At 27.9% G+C, this 13,752-nt stretch carries 14 protein-coding genes; 10 read left to right on the plus strand and 4 right to left on the minus strand.

Translation table 11 applies throughout. The annotated features are described in order from the left end of the window. Positions 1-47: 47 nt before the first annotated feature. The 5 genes from AVBRAN12642_RS01505 (at position 48) to AVBRAN12642_RS01525 (ending at position 5,171) form a co-directional block, all read left to right on the plus strand. Positions 48-743, plus strand: coding sequence for a molybdenum-dependent transcriptional regulator (locus AVBRAN12642_RS01505; RefSeq protein ID WP_336607853.1), 696 nt, complete (start codon positions 48-50; stop codon positions 741-743). Between the two features lie 115 nt (positions 744-858). Beyond that, the gene (gene ispF, locus AVBRAN12642_RS01510; protein WP_336607324.1) at positions 859-2,028 is read left to right on the plus strand and encodes a 2-C-methyl-D-erythritol 2,4-cyclodiphosphate synthase; all 1,170 of its coding nucleotides are present in this window, start codon (positions 859-861) and stop codon (positions 2,026-2,028) included. Beyond that, positions 2,009-2,875 (plus strand): response regulator, encoded by an 867-nt coding sequence (locus tag AVBRAN12642_RS01515; RefSeq protein WP_214117208.1) that lies wholly within the window; start codon positions 2,009-2,011, stop codon positions 2,873-2,875. Before ispF ends, AVBRAN12642_RS01515 begins: the two co-directional genes overlap by 20 nt. Continuing rightward, a complete protein-coding gene (locus AVBRAN12642_RS01520) occupies positions 2,856-4,022 on the plus strand; it encodes a sulfate adenylyltransferase (protein WP_336607854.1) in 1,167 nt (388 codons plus the stop codon). The genes AVBRAN12642_RS01515 and AVBRAN12642_RS01520 overlap by 20 nt, the downstream gene beginning before the upstream one ends. Before the next feature lie 9 nt (positions 4,023-4,031). Continuing rightward, positions 4,032-5,171 (plus strand): tetrahydrodipicolinate N-succinyltransferase N-terminal domain-containing protein, encoded by a 1,140-nt coding sequence (locus tag AVBRAN12642_RS01525; RefSeq protein WP_336607855.1) that lies wholly within the window; start codon positions 4,032-4,034, stop codon positions 5,169-5,171. 599 nt (positions 5,172-5,770) lie between these two features. Here AVBRAN12642_RS01525 and dapB read toward each other — a convergent pair. Beyond that, positions 5,771-6,508 (minus strand): 4-hydroxy-tetrahydrodipicolinate reductase, encoded by a 738-nt coding sequence (dapB, locus tag AVBRAN12642_RS01530; RefSeq protein WP_336607856.1) that lies wholly within the window; start codon positions 6,506-6,508, stop codon positions 5,771-5,773. A 4-nt stretch (positions 6,509-6,512) separates the two neighbouring features. After that, entirely contained in the window at positions 6,513-6,821 is a 309-nt protein-coding gene (trxA, locus tag AVBRAN12642_RS01535) for a thioredoxin (protein ID WP_214117217.1), read from the minus strand. Between the two features lie 104 nt (positions 6,822-6,925). On the opposite strand from trxA, the gene AVBRAN12642_RS01540 reads away from it, so the two are divergent. From AVBRAN12642_RS01540 to AVBRAN12642_RS01560, 5 genes are read left to right on the plus strand one after another with little or no spacing between them, the layout of a single operon-like run. Beyond that, positions 6,926-7,198 (plus strand): NifU family protein, encoded by a 273-nt coding sequence (locus AVBRAN12642_RS01540; protein ID WP_214117289.1) that lies wholly within the window; start codon positions 6,926-6,928, stop codon positions 7,196-7,198. Continuing rightward, positions 7,195-8,535 (plus strand): UDP-N-acetylmuramoyl-L-alanyl-D-glutamate--2,6-diaminopimelate ligase, encoded by a 1,341-nt coding sequence (locus AVBRAN12642_RS01545; protein WP_214119955.1) that lies wholly within the window; start codon positions 7,195-7,197, stop codon positions 8,533-8,535. Before AVBRAN12642_RS01540 ends, AVBRAN12642_RS01545 begins: the two co-directional genes overlap by 4 nt. Further along, entirely contained in the window at positions 8,528-8,830 is a 303-nt protein-coding gene (locus tag AVBRAN12642_RS01550) for a YbaB/EbfC family nucleoid-associated protein (RefSeq protein WP_214117222.1), read from the plus strand. Before AVBRAN12642_RS01545 ends, AVBRAN12642_RS01550 begins: the two co-directional genes overlap by 8 nt. Further along, positions 8,827-9,867 carry a DUF7488 domain-containing protein gene (locus AVBRAN12642_RS01555; protein ID WP_336607857.1) on the plus strand — a complete coding sequence of 347 codons (1,041 nt, stop codon included), beginning with the start codon at positions 8,827-8,829 and terminating at the stop codon, positions 9,865-9,867. Before AVBRAN12642_RS01550 ends, AVBRAN12642_RS01555 begins: the two co-directional genes overlap by 4 nt. Beyond that, entirely contained in the window at positions 9,868-11,712 is a 1,845-nt protein-coding gene (locus AVBRAN12642_RS01560) for a transketolase family protein (protein WP_336607858.1), read from the plus strand. A 105-nt stretch (positions 11,713-11,817) separates the two neighbouring features. On the opposite strand, the gene AVBRAN12642_RS01565 is transcribed toward AVBRAN12642_RS01560, so the two are convergent. Further along, positions 11,818-12,753 carry an asparaginase gene (locus AVBRAN12642_RS01565; RefSeq protein ID WP_214117228.1) on the minus strand — a complete coding sequence of 312 codons (936 nt, stop codon included), beginning with the start codon at positions 12,751-12,753 and terminating at the stop codon, positions 11,818-11,820. Continuing rightward, complete coding sequence (gene hemE / locus AVBRAN12642_RS01570; protein WP_336607859.1) at positions 12,746-13,747, minus strand: uroporphyrinogen decarboxylase; 1,002 nt, start codon at positions 13,745-13,747, stop codon at positions 12,746-12,748. The genes AVBRAN12642_RS01565 and hemE overlap by 8 nt, the downstream gene beginning before the upstream one ends. Positions 13,748-13,752: the final 5 nt, after the last annotated feature.

Raw genomic sequence — 13,752 nt, forward strand, 5'->3', positions numbered from 1 at the left:
TTTAGTATTTTTGGCAAATAATAACAAAAAAATATTAAGAACAAACTATGAAAATTAATCTAGAAATTGAATTTATTTTAAATGATAATGTAAAAATTACAAAAAAACATATATTGCTTTTACAACAAATTAAAACAGACAAAAGCATTAGCAAAGCTGCTAAGAATTTGAATATTTCTTATAAAAATGCTTGGGATAGTCTTGATGAAATAAGCAAAGCTAGTGAGTATAATCTATTTTCAAATACTTCAAGAAAAGAAGGAAGTAAATTAAGTGCTTTTAGTGAAGATATATTAAAAAAATATGAAGAGTTTTGCAAATTTAAAGCCAAACTCAATGATGATTTTACCTATAAACTATCAGCTCAAAATAAAATTAAAGCTAAAATAGTTGAGATTAAAAATGAGAAAAATTATATAAATCTAACTTGTAAATGTGGTGATGACTTAATCAAAGCAAATATTTCAGTAGCTGCTCTTAATGAATTAAATCTAAAATTATTTGATGAAGTTATCTTAATAACAAAAATTAATTTTATAGAATTAGAAAATAATAAAGAAAATAGCTTTAATGCAATTATTCAAAATATAGATATTAAAGATGAGCTAATTTATTTTACATTAAATTTCAATAACCAAATCATCAAAGCAATTGGTAAAAAAAATAAATTATGTAAAAATTACTCAATAAATGATGTAATTCAATTTCAAATTCCCGCTAAAAAAATCATAGTATCTTTATAACTTGTTACGGAATGTAACAATTTTTAATTTAATTTATAAAAATGTTACATTTTAGATAAGATTTAAATAAAATTATGTTAAAAACTTACACAAAATCATAATTTTAAGGATAATTATGTTGGATATAACGCTTATTTTATTAGCTGCAGGTAATTCTACTAGGTTTAATTTACCTTGTAAAAAGCAAAATTTATATATAAATAAATCCCCATTATGGCTATATTTAGCAAAAGAATTTGAGAAATTATATAAGTTTTCAAAAATAATAATTGTTTGTGATGAGCCTTGTTTTTATGAAGTTAAAGAGCCAAATTATATTTATGTTAAAGGCGGTAAAGAAAGATTTGAAAGTATTGAAAATGCTTTAGAAAAAGTAAATTCTCAATATGTTTTAATTACTGATGTAGCAAGAGCTTTTATAAATCCTAATGTATTAAACGAACTTATATTAAATGCTAAAAATTATGATTGCGTTTTTCCAGCTATTAAAATTGTTGATACAATTTATAATGAAGAAAAACAATGCTATTTAAATAGAAATGAACTAAGATTAGTTCAAACCCCACAACTTAGCAAAAGCTCTGCTTTAAAATCTGCGAATTTAAAAAATTTTACAGATGAAAGCTCGGCAATATTAGCAAATAACGGAACAATAAAAGCTATAAATGGAGATGAATTAAGCTTTAAAATAACTACAAAAAATGACTTACAAAAATTAAAATTACTCAATCTAGCAAAGCCAAGTAAAGATATTTTTGTTGGATATGGATACGATGTGCATGAGTTTTGCCACTCTAATGTAGGGCATAAATTAGATGAAGATAATAAAAATGAAGAATTAATCTTAGCAGGTGTAAGACTAGGAAAAGAATATGCTCTAAAAGCACACTCTGATGGAGATGTATTAGCTCACGCATTTACTGATGCTTTATTTGGAGCTTGTGGCTTAGGAGATATTGGAGCTGCTTTTAGCCCTGATGATGATAATTATCATAACGCAAATTCTATGCAACTATTAAAACTTGCTTATGATAAATGCAAATCTTATGGATACGAGCTAATTAATGCTGATATTACAATATGTGCTGAAAAACCAAAACTCTTAAAACATAAACAAGAAATGCTAAAAAATTTAATCACTACCCTAAAAACAAGCAATATTAATATAAAAGCTACTACAACAGAAAAACTAGGTTTTGTTGGGCGATGCGAAGGTATAAGCGTAAGCGTAGTTGTTAATATGAAATTATTTGATTGGAGCGAGTATGAGAATATTAATAGTTGAAAATGAGATTTACTTAGCTCAAAGTATGGCTTTAAAGCTAAATGATGCTGGATATATTTGTGAAGTTGCAAATGATTTTAAAGATATAAAAAACAAATATTATGATGTTATTTTGCTATCTACTAATATAGATAATTTTTTAAAGGTTATTCAAAATCATAAAAATAGCGTTATATTATTGTTAGTTTCTTATGTGAGTAGTGATACAGTTAGTATGCCTATTGAAGCTGGAGCATATGATTACATACAAAAACCTTTTATGATAGAAGAACTTATTAGAAAAATAAACTATTTTTATGGCTACAACAAGCTAAAAGCTCAAAATACCGCACTAAGTAGCTATATAAAATCAGTTATTGATTCAAAATTTCATACAGCAAAAAGATTAGTATTTCCAACACTAATAAAAACAAATAAGCAAATCTTAGCGGATAGCTATGTTTTTAATTATGTATTTTCTCATAATGTAAATATTCATTTTACTGATTTAAGTAGCTCATTTAATCTAAACAATTTATTAGTAGGAGATAGAGATATTAGGTATTTTACAAATTTTCAAGTTTTAAAAGGCTCTAAATTAGAGCAAATTATCAAGCTTAGTAAAGGGCAAAATTTTATATTTCACACTAATGGAAATGCCGATATTGAAGGCTTTAATATAATTGAGCTAGAAGACAATTCAAATACACTAGCATTAGGAGAAATTCTAACAATTGATGATTACATAAAAAATATGATAATTAATTGGCAAAAAAGCTATTCTGATACAGAGCTTAGTAAAAAATTAGGATTAAGCAGAAAATCACTTTGGGAAAAAAGGAGAAAATATGGAATCAATAAAAAATAAAATAAAAGAAATAAAAATTACTGAAAAAGAATTAAGTATATTAAGTTTAATTGAAATTAATTCTTTTAATACCAATGGATATTTACCAAATAAAGAAGAAGTTTTTAAGGAATTTAATTCCGCCACAATTGATAAAAATATATCAGCCTGTACTTTAGCTTTTTCTCCTAATTATGAATTAAATGATAATATTAAAAACCATCAATGTAACAATGAAATTACATTAATATTAAATGATAAAAAAGTAGGAAAAATCACTCAAGCAACTACTTTTGATAATGATAAAGCATATACAAATATATTTAGTGCAAATACTTGCAAATTAGATAAAGAATTAAATCCTTGCATAGCAGGAAAGGTTGAGATTTTTAATAATGAATTTAAAAAAGTAAAAACTGCTCTAAATAATAAAATCAAAAAAAATAATGCTAAGAAAATAACAGCCCTAATCCTAAATGCCGACCCAATTACAAGAGCACACGAAAGAATGCTAAGATGGACTATTGATAAGGCTGATTTAGTGATAATTTTCGTAGTTGAAGGATATGATACAAATTCTTTAAATTTTCAAGCAAAAAAAGAATGCTTTGAATACTATGCGAAAAACTTTTTACCACTTGAGAGAATTTTCCCTGTGTATTTAAAAAACATAGATTTATTTAGTCCTTATCTTGACCCAAATTACGAATGTTTATTGGCAAGTTCATTTGGTGCAAATAAGCTAGTAATAGGACAAAACCATCAAGGTTTAGGATTGTTTTATGATAATAATTTAGCTCATACAGCCATAGATGAATTATCTAAAAAAACAGGCTTAGAGCTAATAGTTTTACCTGAATTTGTATTTTGTAATAAATGCAATGTAATGGTAAGCACAAAATCATGCCCACACGGAGCTCATCATCACATAAAATATCGCTCATCAATGATTAGAGAAATGCTTCATTCAGGGCTAATCCCGCCAACCGTTTTAGTAAGAAAAGAAATATCAGCAAAGCTATTAGCACATTTGCACCCTAATAGATTTAAAAATGTTCAAATGATTTATGATGGATTATTTCCAAGTAATGGTATTATAGAAAAACGAAGTGATGAAGACCTTTATAAAGAGCTAATTACTTTATATCAAACAAGTTATATGATTTAAGGAGATTTTATGAATAATTTTAATGAATTTTGTGAAAAAGTTCAAAGCGAAAAAGACTTTTTTAAACCACTTGCTTTTGCTTTAGGAGTTGGGTATTTCGGACAAAAAAGCAAAGAATTAATTTATATTGATTTTGCAAATGTAAATTATATGCAAAATTTCGGCACTTTTGCTGTGTATTTTAAAGAATTAGCACTAAATAATTACAAAAATGAAAGTGAGTTTTGTATCGAGCTTAAAGAAGAGCAAATCAAAAATATCTTAAAACATTTTGAATGCTTTGAAAACGATGGCAAAAGACACGAAAATATAATAAGTCTAAAAGCAGCTTTAAAAAATATAAAAAATGAAAGATTTTTTCTAGTTGCACTAAATAGCGATGAAGCACCTAAAAGCATTGCTAGTGTTTATTTAAAACTACATTTATTATCAAGACAATTCGTAAAACCAAGAGAGATTAATCTAAATGGAGCTTTTGGACTATTAAAAAATCTTGCTTGGAGCAATTCAAAACCTTATGAATTAGAATATTTAAGAGAATTTGAAGCTGAATTAAAATTTAGCAAAACTTATCCTGAAATTGATTTTATAGATAAATTCCCAAGATATTTACAAACAATAATCCCAGCTGATAATACAAGGATTTTAGATACTTCTAAGGTTAGATTAGGAGCACATTTAGCTAATGGAACAACGATTATGCCAGGTGCAAGTTATGTGAATTTTAACGCAGGAACTCTAGGTTCAGTAATGTGCGAAGGTAGAATTTCAAGCTCTGCAATAGTAGGCGAAGGTAGTGATGTTGGCGGTGGTGCAAGTATTTTAGGAGTATTAAGCGGGACTGATGGCACACCAATTAGTGTTGGTAAAAGATGTTTATTAGGAGCAAATAGCGTTACAGGAATAGTTTTAGGAGATGATTGTGTAATTGATGCAGGTATTGCAATTTTAGGTGGAAGCAAGGTTGAATTGTTATTGTGTGATGGACTTAAGAATGCAAATCCTAATTTTAATTTTGATAAAAATGTTTATAAAGCTAAAGAATTATCAGGATTAAATGCCCTACACTTTAGACTAAACTCAACTAATGGAAAACTTCAAGTAGGCTTTAATAAAAAAGCAATTAAACTAAATAAAGATTTACATTAAAACTAAGAAATTACGAGAAATCGTAATTTCTAAATATCACTTAAAATATGTATTTTATTAGTATTAAATATAAACTTATAAATCAATAATAATATGCTTATAAAATTCTTTGAATTATAAGTTTATTTCTAGTTTGATATATAAATTTATGAATATAAAAGAATATAAAAACAAATTTATTTTACAACAACAATTGCTCTGCAATAAAAAATTTTATAAATATTTTAATTAAGCAAATACAATCCATAAATTTGAATACTAATTATTTTGTGAAGATTTAAAATATCTTAGCTTAAATTCTCTTAAAAATTTTAATATCTGTTTTAATAAAAAATTCTATCAATTTTTAACACATAAATTGATTTTAAAATCTATTTAGTAGGTTTTACAAAAATTATTAAATTACATTTTAAGGACTTTAAAAACATTTTATAAAGCAAAAGCCCTTTTTATAAATCGCTTATATTGTAAAAATTAAGCTCAAATAACGATTATAAATTTTGAACCTGTATTGTTTAAGGGTATTATTTTTATTCGTTATTAAGCAATACTAATTGTAAATTTTATAAGCAATCTTAAAAATAAAATATGTTTTATAATTACTTATTTAATAATTCACCTACAAAATCACTCATAGAATAATTTTTATTCTCTTTAGTAATAAGCCATTTTGCTACATTAATAGCACCTTTAGCAAATATTACTCTAGAATTTGCATTATGAATTAATTCTACGCTTTCATCATCTCCATAAAACCCAACACTATGATACCCTGCAACGCTTCCACCTCTAAGGCTTACTAAACCTATTTCGTTATCTTCTCTTTTGCCTTCTCTATTAAAGCAAATCTTATGCTCTTTATTTAAAGCTTTATTTCTAGCTTCAAGTGCATTTTTTGCTAATGTTAGAGCTGTTCCACTAGGAGCATCAACTTTATGCTTATGATGTTTTTCATAAATTTCTATATCAAATTCTTTTAAAGCAAGTGCAGCAATTTTCGTAAGTTCATTTAATATTGCAACACCCAATGAAGTATTAGAAGCCCAAAAAAACTTACCTTTATAAGATTTAGCTTTTTTAAAATATTCATCTTTAAGCCCAGTAGTTCCAACAACTAAAGCTGGTGGATTATCTAATAAGCTAGCTTTTTCAAGTAACTCAACACTAGCAGCAGGAGTAGAAAAATCTATTATAACATTAGCTTTAAAAAGCTCATTATAATCATTATTTTCCTTAGTAAAAGAATATACTAAATCAATATTCTCATCAGCCAAAGCTAGTTTTACTAGCTCCTTACCCATTCTACCATTTGCCCCAAATACTGCTAGATTTATCATTTTATTATAATAGTGAGTTTAATTTATCAGCTAAAGCTTGTTTTGCTTGAGCACCAATTACCGTATCAACTATTTCGCCATTTTTGAAAAATAACATAGTAGGAACTGAGCGAATTCCAAACTCAGCAGCTAATTCTTCACAATCATCAATATTAACTTTAGCCACTAATGCTTTACCTTCAAATTCATTTGCTAATTCTTCAATAGCAGGTGCAAGCATTCTGCAAGGTCCACACCATGGTGCCCAAAAATCTACTAAAGCAACGCCTTTTTTAGCTAAATTAATATTTTCACTTGTTAATTCTTTTGCCATTTTATTCTCCTAAAAAAATATTTGTAAATAAAAATTATCATCTAACTTAGTTAATGAATATTTATTTTATTAAAGCACAATAACACAAATTACAATAAGGAAAAATTATGATATTTAGTGATGAAGAATTAATTGAACCTTGTTTAAATGTCCTAAAATCAAAGCTTCACATACTTCATAATGATGGTGGCGATTTGGAGTTTTTGGGTGTTAAAAACGGGGTTGTTTATATAAAATTACTTGGTGCTTGTCATGGTTGTGCTGCTGCAAATACCACTTTAAAATTAGGGCTTGAAAGGGCTTTAAAAGAACAAATTGATAGCAATATTTCGCTAATAAATCTTGAAGGTGGAAAGGAAGCTTTTGAAAAACTATGAAAGTTAATTTAGATAATTCTTACATAACAGATAATTCAAATGAATGTGAAAAAGGTTGTTATTTTTTACTAACTAATTCAAATTCCAAATACGAAAACGATGCAAAATCTAAAGGTGCTTTAGTAATTAACGAAGCAAAAGCAAGAGAACTTTTAAAAATCAATGAAAATATAAAAATTATAGGTATAACAGGCACAAATGGTAAAACCACTACCGCTGCTGCAATTTATTCTATATTGCTTGATTTAGGTAAAAAAGTATTTTTATGTGGAACTCGTGGGGCATTTTGTAATGATAAAAAAGTTGCGGCAAAATCTTTAACAACAGGATTTTTATTAGAATTATTATCGTATTTACAAATTGCAACTTTAAATAATTGCGAATATTTTGTAATGGAAGTAAGCTCTCACGCAATTGCACAAAATCGCTGTGGAGATATGAAATTCGCTGCTAAAATCTATACTAATTTAACTCAAGACCATTTAGACTTTCACGAAACTTTTGAAAATTATGCAAATTGTAAAGCAAGTTTTTTTCAAGATGAATGCTTAAAAATAATAAATCAAGATGCTTATAAATTTTCTTATAATGTAAAAGGTGCTATTACTTATGGTATAGAAAATCCTGCTTTATATAGTGTAAAAGCTTATACATTAATTGATGGTATTGAAGCAGTTTTTGCTGTTAAAAATGAGCTTTATGAGATTAGCTCTTCTTTAAAAGGCTTATTTAATATCTATAATCTTCTTGCAGCTTTTGCTTGTGTTAATGAATTAGTAAAACCTAATAAAGATGATTTAACTAATGCTATTGCTAATTATGCAGGGGTAATGGGAAGAATGCAAAGCATTCCTAATAAATATAATAAAGAAATAATAGTAGATTTTGCCCATACTCCAGATGGAATTGCTAATGTGCTAGAAGCAATGAAACATAAAGAATTAATAGTAGTATTAGGCGCAGGTGGTAATCGCGATAAAAGCAAAAGAACTCCTATGGCAAAAATAGCTAGTCATTATGCAAAAACTTTATTTTTAACAAGTGATAATCCAAGAGATGAAGAACCTATTGCTATTCTTAAAGATATGATAGATGGCTTAAGCGAAAACGAATTAAAAAATATAAATATTGTAATTGATAGAAGATTAGCAATTTATAAAGCACTTTTAGCTCAAAATAAAAATGAATGTGTTATGATTTTAGGTAAAGGTGATGAAGATTACCAAGAAATAAAAGGTGTAAAATATCCATTTTTAGATGAAAAAGTAGCACTTGAATGCTTAGATGAAATACACAATTATGAAGAAAAAATTAGATTGAAAGGTGAATATGTTTAAAGATTTTGATTTTTCTAAAATGCAAGAAATGTTACAAGATGTCCAAAATAAAGCTAAAGAATTTGAAAACGAATTAGCAAATAAAGAATTTGTAGCAAAAAGTGGTGCTGGAATGGTAGAAGTTAAAGTAAATGGCAAATTTCAAGTAATTGATATAAAAATAGATGATGAATTATTAAAAGACAAATCATCTATGCAAATATTATTAATTTCTGCACTAAATGAAGCTTTAGAAAGTGCAAGTTCAAGTACAAAAAATGCTGCGGCTGATATGTTTTTTAAGGCAGGAAAATGAGAAAACTTGCATTATCTTTAATGTTAGTAGCGACCTTATTTGGCGTAGAGCGACCTACATTTGATGATTATTTAGCATGTTATGAAAAAAATAAAGCAAGTATGTTAAATTACGAAGGCTTACCTGCTTTTGTGTTAGATGAAAATCTTTTAGCTGTAGTAAAATTACCTGATACAAAATTAAATTCATACATTAAATACGACCCATTTTTAAATCTTTATTTAGTAAGGACTGATTTTTCTTTAATAAAGCCAATCACAGATGATGAAACAACAAGAACTAGAAATGATTGGCTAGGAATTATTGATGCTAAAAAAGAATATATAGGACATTTAAAATATCTAGCTCAAGGTTTATTTGAAAGAGATAAGCTTGATTTTAATACAAAAATTGGTTTATTAAATTCTCCTTGTTGCAAAGTTTTGGGTATTAGTTTATTAAATGGGGAATTCATAGGCAATCGTTATTTAAATCATTTTAAAAAATATAATGATGTTTATTGGGGCGATATTGGTGCTACATTTACTCAAAGAGGGGATAGATATTTTGTGAGTGGTATTACTTTTAATAGCAACTTAAGATTAAATGATGAAATCTTAAGCATAGATGATAAGCCTATAGAATCACTTAGGGCATTAAATGAAAGAATACTTTTTGCAGAAAATCAAAGCACTATTTATTTAAAAGTTTTAAGAGATAATGAAGAAATTAATATAAGCTCTGTTGTAAGTCCTAAAATATATGAACAACCAGTATTTACAACAAAAAAAGCAATTGTTAAAAAACAGATTTCAAATTCTTTAGGAATAACTTTAGATAATAATCTAAATGTAATAGGAATTTTAAATAAAAATTTAGGCTTTAAGCTAAAAGATAAAATCCTAAGAGTAAATAATGTAATAGTAAATACTAAAGCAGATTTTAATAAACAAATTCAACAAAGCGGTGTTTTAAATATATTAATCCAAAGATATATTAAAGACGAGAATAAAAACGGGGATTTTCAATTCTTTATAACAATTAACAAAGGAAAATAAATGTTAGAAAAAATGTCAAATAATTTAAGATTTTTAAGTGTAGATATGATTAATCGTGCAAATAGTGGTCATCCAGGCGTAGCAATGGGACTTAGTGATATTTTAGCAGTGCTTAGCACAAAAATTAATTTAAATACAAAAAATCATATAAATCGTGATAGATTAGTATTTTCAGGCGGACACGCAAGTTCTTTAATATATTCGTTTTTACATTTAAGTGGATTTAATTTAAGTCTTGATGAGCTTAAAAATTTTCGCCAATTAGGCTCACTTGCAGCAGGGCATCCTGAGATTAAAACTCACGGAGTAGAAATAGATACAGGCCCACTTGGTCAAGGTATTGCAAATGCTGTTGGTTTTGCAATGGCAGCAAAATTTGCTAGTAGCAAACTAAATAATTCGTTAAATCATAAAATATACTGCCTTTGTGGAGATGGGGATTTGCAAGAAGGAATTAGCTATGAGGCTTGTTCTTTAGCAAATGTTCATAATTTAAATAACTTAGTATTAATTTATGATAGTAACGAAATTAGTATTGAAGGCGATGTAAAACAAGCATTTCGTGATGATATAAAGGCTAGATTTAATAGCGTTGGCTTTGATGTTTATACTATTGATGGGCATAATTTTGATGAAATTAGCAAGGCTTTAGAAATGACTAAAAATGCTGAGCGTCCAAGTATTATCATAGCTAAAACCAAGATTGGAAAAGGTGCTTGTGAATTAGAAGGAAGCGAGAAAACTCACGGCTCACCACTAGGTGCTGAACTAGCTTTAAAAGCTAAAAAAGCTGCTAATTGGAATGAAGAAGAGTTTTATATAGATAGCGAAGCTAAAAATGGCTTTGAGAAAATGTGTAGAAGAAGTGATGAGTATTTTGCAAGTTGGGATAAAGCAAATAAATTTAATGATGAACAATTAGAATTTATAGCTTATTTAGAAGGTAAAAAAGATTTAAATGTGGATTTTTCTAAACTTGATTTAAGTAAAAATTACGCTACAAGAGATAGCAACCACGCTTGTCTAAACGAAATAGCAAAACAAATTCCTACATTTTTAGGTGGTTCAGCAGACTTAGCACCATCAAATAAAACTTATCTAAAAGATTATGCAGATATTAGAAATGGTGGTAAAAATATAGCTTTTGGTATTCGTGAGCATGCAATGGGTGCAATTATAAATGCAATGGCAAGATATGGTTTACATCCGTTTTGTGCTACATTTTTAGTATTTAGTGATTATTTAAAGCCTTCAATAAGATTAGCGGCTTTAATGAATTTAAAAGCATTTTTTGTATTTTCACACGATAGCATAGGAGTAGGAGAAGATGGTCCAACTCATCAACCAATTGAGCAAATCAGCACTCTTAGAAATATTCCTAATCTATACACTTTCCGTCCTGCTGATATGGCTGAAAATATAGCTTGTTGGCAAGTAGCTTTAAAGCTAAATAATCCAAGTGCATTCACACTTAGTCGCTCAGCACTTCCAAGCTTAAATACAAGCATTCCTGATATTAGCAAGGGAGCTTATTTTATAAAATATAGCGATAATGCAGACGCTACAATAATTGCAAGTGGTAGCGAAGTTGCACTTGCACTTGAAATTGCAAAAGATAAAAATATAAATGTATTAAGTATGCCTTGCTTTGAATTATTTGATAAAGAATTTGATAAATCTTTATTAAAAGGCAAGATTATCGGAATAGAAGCTGCAAGGTCTTATGAATTATATAAATACTGCGATGAGCTTTTCATAATGGATAGTTTTGGCGCTAGTGGTAAAGAAAAAGATGTATTTAAATATTTTGGATTTGATGCAGAAAAAATAAAAGAAAACCTATAAGTTTAAAGGCAATTTATTTGCCTTTAAATCAATTCTTTTATTTGTAGCACTAATTAATAAAAATCTAATTTTAGCACTACAGAACTAAAGGCAATTTATTTGCCTTTAAATTAATTCTTCAATCATACCTTTTATATTTGTAATTCCTAAAGATAAAGCACTAATTAATAAAGCTCTAGCCTTAACATCACTTAAATATTCACTCATAATTACACCATTTTTAATCAAATCAACTTCAGCTCCAGCATAAGCATAGGTTCTAAGACCTGCTTTACCACTTTCACATCTACTTGTCATAATTATTGGAATATTTGCTTTTTGAATAATTGGCATAGCTCTAGCCATTACATGCCCTGCTCCATAGCCACTAATTACCAAACCATCATAATTATTTAAAGCATATTCAAGCATATCATTGTCAAAATCAAGGCACATTTTTAGTAAGGCTACTTTTTTAGTAATTTCTTTTAAAGGCTTTAGTTTTAGCCTTTTATAATTATTGTTAAATAAATAAAACCTACCTTCTTTAATCTCTCCAACCAAACCACGATTAAAACTTGTAAAAGTTTCAAGACTAAATGAATTGCTTTTATGGATAAATTGTGCTGAATGAACGCTATCATTTAATACACAAAGCACACCTAAACCCCTTGCTAACTCACTATTTGCTAAAGTAATTGCATTGCTAATATTAGCTAGATAATCACTTCCTAACTCGCTAGGATTTTTCATAGCACCTGTAAAAATTAGTGGCTCATCTAAATCCCAAAATAAATTACAAAAAAATGAACTTTCTTCTAAAGTATCAGTTCCTTGAGTAATAATTACAGCACGAGAGCCTTTTTTAATCTCTTCTTTTGCAAGATTTAAAACTTCAATTAACATTGAAAAAGTTATATTTGGGCTTGAGATATTGCTAAAAGTTATTGCATTAATGTCTTTAAATGAACTTGTTAAATCATCAGCATTTAGGCTAGGAATTGCTCCTTCGCCTAAATTACGCATAGAAATTGTCCCGCCAAGAGATATTAAACTAAGCATTTCTTACACAATCTATTAAATATCTTACATTTTCTACTGGAATATCAGGTAAAATTCCATGCCCTAAATTAAATATATGAGCCTTATCTTTTGTAAGTTCTTTTATGATTTCAACGCCTTCTTTTATAGCTTTTTTACTATAAAGTCTGCAAGGCTCAAGATTTCCTTGCAATACATAAGGAGTTTTTGCTGCTACTTGAAGTGGAGTGCTCCAATCAACACCTAAAACATCAATTTTTGCATCTAAACATTCAATAAAACCACCTACTCCTTTAGGAAAAGCAATTATTGCAATATGTGGGTATTTTGTCTTTAAATAACTTGCTAAATCTTGAATATATTTCCAAGCAAATTCCAAATAAGCACTAGGCTCAAGTGCATTAGCCCAGCTATCAAAAATCTGAATAGCATTAGCACCTGCTTTTATTTGATTTTCGCAGTATTCTTTTAAAACTTCAGTAATTTTTGCTAATAATTTATGTGCTAAGGCTGGATTTTCATAAATCATTCTTTTGCTTTTTGCATAAGTTTTAGAGCCTTTTCCTTCTATCATATATGTTGCTAAAGTCCAAGGAGCACCACAAAATCCTATTAAAGCTTTATTTGAAGCTAATTTTTCACGAGTTAATTTTACAGCGTCATAAACATAAGTTAATTTACTAGCTGCATTTATATTTAATTTTTCTACATCAATTTCACTAGATATTATCTCATCAAAAACAGGACCTTCACCTGCTTCAAATCTAAGTGGTAGGCCCATCTCAAGTGGCACTACTAAAATATCTGAAAATATAATAGCCGCATCAAAATCTAGTATATCCACTGGCTGAAGCGTAACTTCACTAGCTAATTTATAATCCTTACAAAGACTTAAAAAATCTCCTGCTCTAGCACGAGTAGCCTTGTATTCAGCTAGGTATCTACCTGCTTGACGCATCATCCAAATAGGCATAACATCACTTTTTTTTCCAAAACAAGTATCTATAAATATCATCTTTG

This window comes from Campylobacter sp. RM12642 (assembly GCF_020137635.1).
In the GTDB taxonomy this organism is placed as follows: domain Bacteria; phylum Campylobacterota; class Campylobacteria; order Campylobacterales; family Campylobacteraceae; genus Campylobacter_E.

What these genes read in the sequence shown, in the direction of transcription:
- AVBRAN12642_RS01550 (WP_214117222.1), top strand. Translation starts at nt 8,528, where the DNA reads ATGTTTAAAGATTTTGATTTTTCTAAAATGCAAGAAATGTTACAAGAT.
- AVBRAN12642_RS01520 (WP_336607854.1), top strand. Translation starts at nt 2,856, where the DNA reads ATGGAATCAATAAAAAATAAAATAAAAGAAATAAAAATTACTGAAAAA.
- AVBRAN12642_RS01555 (WP_336607857.1), top strand. Translation starts at nt 8,827, where the DNA reads ATGAGAAAACTTGCATTATCTTTAATGTTAGTAGCGACCTTATTTGGC.
- AVBRAN12642_RS01565 (WP_214117228.1), bottom strand. Translation starts at nt 12,753, where the DNA reads ATGCTTAGTTTAATATCTCTTGGCGGGACAATTTCTATGCGTAATTTA.
- dapB (WP_336607856.1), bottom strand. Translation starts at nt 6,508, where the DNA reads ATGATAAATCTAGCAGTATTTGGGGCAAATGGTAGAATGGGTAAGGAG.
- AVBRAN12642_RS01545 (WP_214119955.1), top strand. Translation starts at nt 7,195, where the DNA reads ATGAAAGTTAATTTAGATAATTCTTACATAACAGATAATTCAAATGAA.
- trxA (WP_214117217.1), bottom strand. Translation starts at nt 6,821, where the DNA reads ATGGCAAAAGAATTAACAAGTGAAAATATTAATTTAGCTAAAAAAGGC.
- AVBRAN12642_RS01515 (WP_214117208.1), top strand. Translation starts at nt 2,009, where the DNA reads ATGAGAATATTAATAGTTGAAAATGAGATTTACTTAGCTCAAAGTATG.
- AVBRAN12642_RS01560 (WP_336607858.1), top strand. Translation starts at nt 9,868, where the DNA reads ATGTTAGAAAAAATGTCAAATAATTTAAGATTTTTAAGTGTAGATATG.
- hemE (WP_336607859.1), bottom strand. Translation starts at nt 13,747, where the DNA reads ATGATATTTATAGATACTTGTTTTGGAAAAAAAAGTGATGTTATGCCT.
- ispF (WP_336607324.1), top strand. Translation starts at nt 859, where the DNA reads ATGTTGGATATAACGCTTATTTTATTAGCTGCAGGTAATTCTACTAGG.
- AVBRAN12642_RS01525 (WP_336607855.1), top strand. Translation starts at nt 4,032, where the DNA reads ATGAATAATTTTAATGAATTTTGTGAAAAAGTTCAAAGCGAAAAAGAC.
- AVBRAN12642_RS01505 (WP_336607853.1), top strand. Translation starts at nt 48, where the DNA reads ATGAAAATTAATCTAGAAATTGAATTTATTTTAAATGATAATGTAAAA.